Genomic DNA, 5,392 nt, shown 5'->3' with positions numbered 1-5,392 from the left:
CGGGGAGCCTGAACGAATACCGGGCCGAGATCCTGGCCCAGGAGACCGGCTGCCTGTCCCCGGAGGACCGGGCCCGCGTGGACCGGGAACTGGCCGGGAACCGGGAGCGGCTGCGCGGGCTCGGGAACCGGGCTTTGCGGGCCGAAGCCAAGCGCCTGGCCTACCGGCTCGATCCCCGCTCGGTGGTGGAGCGGGCGGCGAAGGCCGAAGCGGACCGGCATGTGTCCTCCCGGCCCGAGCCCGACACCATGGTCTCGGTCCGGACCCTGCTGCCGGTGGTCCAGGGGGTGGCGGTGATGGCCGCCCTGCACCGGGAAGCGGACCGGCTGCGCGGCATGGGCGACCCCCGGTCGCGGGGCCAGCTGATGGCCGATACCGTGTTTGAGCGCGTCACCGGGCGCAGCACCGCCGACCCGGCCCGGCTGGAAATCCAGTTGGTGATGACCGACCGTACCCTGCTCCATGGCCAGAACGAACCGGCCTGGCTGACCGGGCACGGCATCGTCCCGGCCCGCTACGCCCGCAACCTCACCCGTCTCCCTGAACCGCCGGCACCGGCACAACCACCGGCAACCACCACCGACGGCAGCCCGCCGGGCGGGATAGGGCAGAAGGCGCCGCCGGCCGGGACCGAGCCGGGGTGGAAGACCGCCCGCGAGCAGGCCCAACGCAACAAGGTGTTGAAACTGGCCAGCGTGGAGGACATCTGGGTCCGCCGCCTCTACACCGCCCCGGGGACCGGGCAGCTGTTGGGGATGGACTCGGCCGCACGGAAGTTCCCCGACGGGATGCGCCGGATGATCCACGCCCGCGACGCGGTCTGCGCCAGGCCCTGGTGCGACGCCCCGATCCGGCACATCGACCACATCGTGCCCTGGTCACAGGGCGGCAAAACCACCATGGCCAACGGCCAGGGACTGTGCGAACAATGCAACCAGTCAAAGGAAGCCGAAGGCTGGTCCAGCCGCACCCTCGATGGACCCAACCACACGGTGGAGACCACCACGCCCACCGGACACACCTACACCTCCACCCCGCCACCACTACCAGGAACGCCGCCGCCGGATGCAGAGGCAGCCCCTGCTTCCCGGCCCGGCGCCGCCCCTGCTTCCCGAGCCGGCGCCGCACCGCGCGCCCCGAAGGTTACAGCAGGTCGGTCCCGTCGCAGCGCACCTGCACCGGGTCGGGGACGCGCTTGGCGGACAGCGCCGCCTTGCGGTGACGGAGCGCGGCAGTCACGCGGGGTCCGTCCTGATAGCTGAAGAACAGCAACAGGCGGTGCTCGCTGCTCTCCCCCGCTCGGGCCGGCAGCTCAACGGGTCCGACGCTGCGAAGGCTGCCGCTGAGCTCAAAGTCCGCCATGAAGGCTTCAATGCCTGAGGGCTTCCCGGTCAGCGCGGCGATCCTGACAGCAGGAGGTAACTGAAGCTCACGCCGCAACTGCATTTCCCGGGCTGCGGCACCGGTAGGGTCCCACCGAACCAAGGGCGCCACAACCGCGTCCTGGTCGGCGGTGACTACCACCAGCCCCCCTTCGGACGACGGCTGCACCAGCGACGCGGCGCGGAACCACCGGCGCAACACGTCTTCGGGGGTGCGCAGAGACTCACGGCTAAGCATGGCGTTGCCATCCAGCAGCAACGCCGCCGCGTACCCATCGGGTGCCACCGGCTCGGCTCCCGGTGTTGCGACCACCAGGGCTTTCCGCGACTCGACCACAGACTTGATGTGTTCCCCCGAAGAAGACACGACCGTCGCCCCCGGGAACGCACGTCCCAGTTCCTCCGCCGTGCGCAGGGCACCGACCGCAGAGGCACGGAGCCTGTGGGACCCGCATTCGGGGCAGGAGTAGTTCGTGGCCAATCGCCCGCACCACCGGCAAGCCGGCGCCGCGGACCGGCCCGGCTGCGCCAGCGGCCCATTACAGTCGGTGCATCTGGCAGGCGTGCGGCAGTTCTGGCAGGCAAGGGCAGGTGAAAAGCCGGTCCGTGCCACTTGGACCAGCACCGGGCCGCGCTCCAGGCCTTCCTTTGCGGCAAGCCACGCGGCATGCGGCAGGCGGGCATGGCGAAGCATGGGATCGCGTTCCTGTTGGAACGAATCCGCGGTGTTGAGGATGCGCGGGGTCGCCTGGCGCAGGAACGGCCGGGCAGGCGTGAGCTCGGACGCCCAGCCGCTCTCAACCAGCCGCTGTGTTTCGCCGCTGCGCGAGACACCGGCGAAAAGGGCCGCGCAACCGGCCTGTGCCGTGCGCAGCAACAACACCTCGCGCGCATGCTGGTACGGAGAACGCTGCTCCAGCAACAGGTCATCGCCGTCGTCCCACATGGCCACCAGTCCGAGATCCTGCACCGGAGCGAAGGCGGCCGAGCGCGTCCCCACGGCCACCGAGACCTCACCATGCAGCAACCGCAGGTAGTTCCGGTAGCGCGGCGTCGGCCCATCCTCGGCAGTCAGGCGGACATACTGGTCCGCGCCGAGGACGCGCTCCAGTTCGGCTTCCAACCGTGCCAGGTCCTTCGCGTCCGGGACCACGACGACGGCGCCGCGGCCGCTCTGCCGTACGCTCGCCACGGCGTGGGCTACTTGGGCTGTCCATGAAGCAGGACCGAAGGACTTATGGCTGGCCAAAACGGCACGCGGTGCGGCATCAGAGGCCAGCCGGGCCAGAAACTCACCGGCACCGTCATAACCGGCGAAGGCTTGCTCCGCGCCATCCGGGGCCGGCGCGGTAGCCGAAGGCACGGCGGTAGCCGCAGGGGCGGTGGTAGAGACGGCAGAGGTAACCGGAGGCGCGGTGCCTGCCGGAGCTGCCGGATCAGCCGGCGCTGCCGGGTCAGCCAACGGCGCCGGGTCAGCCGCCTGGCCCTCTTCGCGGGTGGCGAATTCCTTGTCCACTTTGGCGACGCGGGGCGGGATGGCGGCGCGCAGTACGTCGCTGACGTTTCCGGCATAGCGCTCGGCCACGGACGTGGCCAGCTGGAGCAGTTCCTCGCTCAGCACCGGCTGCGCGGACACCACTTTGGCCAACGGGGCCAGCTTGACCCCTTCCGGCACCTCCGACGTGCGGCGGGTGATGTACCCGCTCATGTCCTGGCCGCCGAAACGGGCCTTCACCCGCGCGCCGGGAACAGCGTCGGCATCCAAATTCTCCGGCACCAGATAGTCGAAGATCCGGTCCAGATGTGGCAGCGACGTTTCGATCAGCACCTGCGCCACCGGGTTGGTCGCGGCCGCCGGTACGGTGCCCGGCGCCTGCTTGGGGGCACCGAAGCCCTGCAGCAGGCTCAGCTGGTGCGGATCAGAGCCCATCAGGCTCAGGCGTTGAAGTAGCTGCGCAGCGCGTCGGCCCGGTCCGTCCGCTCCCACGTGAAGTCGGGATGTTCACGGCCGAAATGGCCGTGCGCCGCGGTCTGCTTGTAGATGGGCCGCTTGAGCTGCAGGTCGTCGATGATGCCCAGCGGACGCAGGTCGAAAACTTCCTCGATCGCCTGGGCGATACGCGCCGGGTCAACCGTCTCGGTTCCGAAGGTTTCGACGTAGATGCCGACCGGCCGCGCCATGCCGATGGCGTATGCGATCTGGATCTCGGCGCGCCGGGCGAGCCCCGCGGCCACCACGTTCTTGGCCACCCAGCGCATGGCGTAGGCGGCTGAACGGTCCACCTTGGACGGATCCTTGCCGGAAAATGCGCCGCCGCCGTGACGGGCCATGCCGCCGTAGGTATCCACGATGATTTTGCGTCCCGTCAGCCCGGCGTCGCCCACCGGCCCGCCGATCACGAAGTCGCCGCCCGGATTGAGGATGTAGCGCACGTTCGTAGCGTCCAGGGAGCTGGCCGCCAGCACCGGCTCAATCACGCGCGAAGTGAGGTCCGCACGCAGGTGGTCCAGGTCCACGCCGCCTTCATGCTGGCTGGAAATCACGACCGAGTTAACGGACACCGGCTTGTCGCCGTCATAACCGATGGTCACCTGCGTCTTGCCGTCGGGCCGCAGATACGGCAGCGTCCCGTCTTTCCGCACCTCCGTCAAACGCTCCGACAAGCGGTGCGCGAGCCAGATCGGTGCGGGCATCAAGACGTCGGTCTCGTCGCTGGCATAGCCGAACATGATGCCCTGGTCACCGGCGCCCTGGGCATCGCGCGCGTCGATGCCGGTCCCCTCGCGGGTTTCGAACGAGTTAAAGACCCCGGAGGCAATCTCCGGCGACTGCTGGCCGATCGAAACCGACACGCCGCAACGCTCGCCGTCAAACCCCTTGTCCGAGGAGTTGTACCCGATCTCCAGGATGGTGTCGCGGACAATCTGCGGGATCTCCACATAGCCCTTCGTGGTGACCTCACCGGCCACGTGTACCAGGCCGGTCGTCGTCAGCGTCTCTACGGCTACCCGCGACTCGGGGTCCTCGCGCAGCAGCGCGTCGAGGATGGCGTCGGAAATCTGGTCACAGATCTTGTCCGGATGGCCTTCGGTCACGGACTCGGACGTGAAGAGCCGCAGATTGCTGTCAGAAGAAGTCACAGACATACCTTACTTGCTGGCGGGGACCGCCACGGAACGGTTGAGGCGGCCCCGAAGGCCGGGTCATGCAGCGAAACGGGACGAAATAGGGGGTCATTGGTGGGCTGGTTCCCGCGGCCGGCGGGTGATGCGGCACGACGGAGACAGAGGAGACGGCACCTCACGCTCGCGCAGACGGCAGAAGCCGCGTCAGCCCGCACGCAGTGTCAGCGGAAGAGTTCTGCGGTGATGCGCTCGATGACCACGGCCGCCGCGCTGTCTTTGCTGCCACGGTGGGTCTGCGCTTCGACGCCGCCGCGAGCCAGCACCGTGATCTCGGTGTCATCCTGCCCGAACACCAGGTCGCGGCCCACGCGGTTGAGCACCAGCAGGTCGCAGCCCTTGCGCTCGAGCTTGCTGCGCGCGTAGTCGAGCACGTCGCCGCGATCGTCGCCGGTCTCCGCCGCGAAACCGATGATCAGCGGCACCTCGCCGGAGCCGCGCTGCTGCACGACCTCCACCAGGATGTCCGGGTTCCGCACCAGCGTGATCACCGGGTCGTCGGCGTCGTCGCGCTTCTTGATCTTGGTGTCGGTCACTTCCGCCGGCCGGAAATCCGCCACGGCGGCTGCCATGATGACGACGTCGGAGCGTGCCGCCGCTTCAAGCGTCGCCTCGCGCAGGTCCAGGGCGGTTTCCACCGAGCTGGACTTGATCCCGTCCGGGATGGCAACTTCGAGGTGGGCGGCGATCAGTTCGACCTCCGCTCCCGCGGCCGCAGCGGCGCGGGCCAGCGCCACGCCCTGCTTGCCGGAGGACCGGTTGCCCAGGAAGCGCACGGGGTCCAGCGGTTCGCGGGTGCCGCCGGCGGTGACCAGCACCCGCTTGCC

4 protein-coding genes are annotated in these 5,392 nt (G+C 69.2%); 1 reads left to right on the top strand and 3 read right to left on the bottom strand.

The window, feature by feature from the left end:
• On the top strand, positions 1–1,262 hold a 1,262-nt coding region (locus tag AC5RV2_RS14180), incomplete at its 5' end, for an HNH endonuclease (protein WP_494092859.1).
• Here the strand turns inward: AC5RV2_RS14180 and AC5RV2_RS14175 are convergent.
• The 3 genes from AC5RV2_RS14175 to AC5RV2_RS14165 all read right to left on the bottom strand — a co-directional run.
• A complete protein-coding gene (locus tag AC5RV2_RS14175; protein ID WP_494092858.1) occupies positions 1,144–3,312 on the bottom strand; it encodes a primosomal protein N' in 2,169 nt (722 codons plus the stop codon). The two genes, AC5RV2_RS14180 and AC5RV2_RS14175, sit on opposite strands and share 119 nt — an antisense overlap.
• Positions 3,313–3,317: 5 nt before the next feature.
• Positions 3,318–4,523: a methionine adenosyltransferase gene (gene metK / locus AC5RV2_RS14170; protein WP_494092857.1), complete on the bottom strand. Its 1,206-nt coding sequence runs from the start codon at positions 4,521–4,523 to the stop codon at positions 3,318–3,320.
• 206 nt (positions 4,524–4,729) lie between these two features.
• Positions 4,730–5,392 (bottom strand): phosphopantothenoylcysteine decarboxylase domain-containing protein (locus AC5RV2_RS14165; protein ID WP_494092856.1); only part of this gene is annotated, 663 nt, incomplete at its 5' end.

It is taken from the genome of Arthrobacter sp. Y3225116 (genome assembly GCF_059091245.1).
Note: the sequence above shows the minus strand (reverse complement) of the source record. Positions and strands in the feature narration are given on the sequence as shown.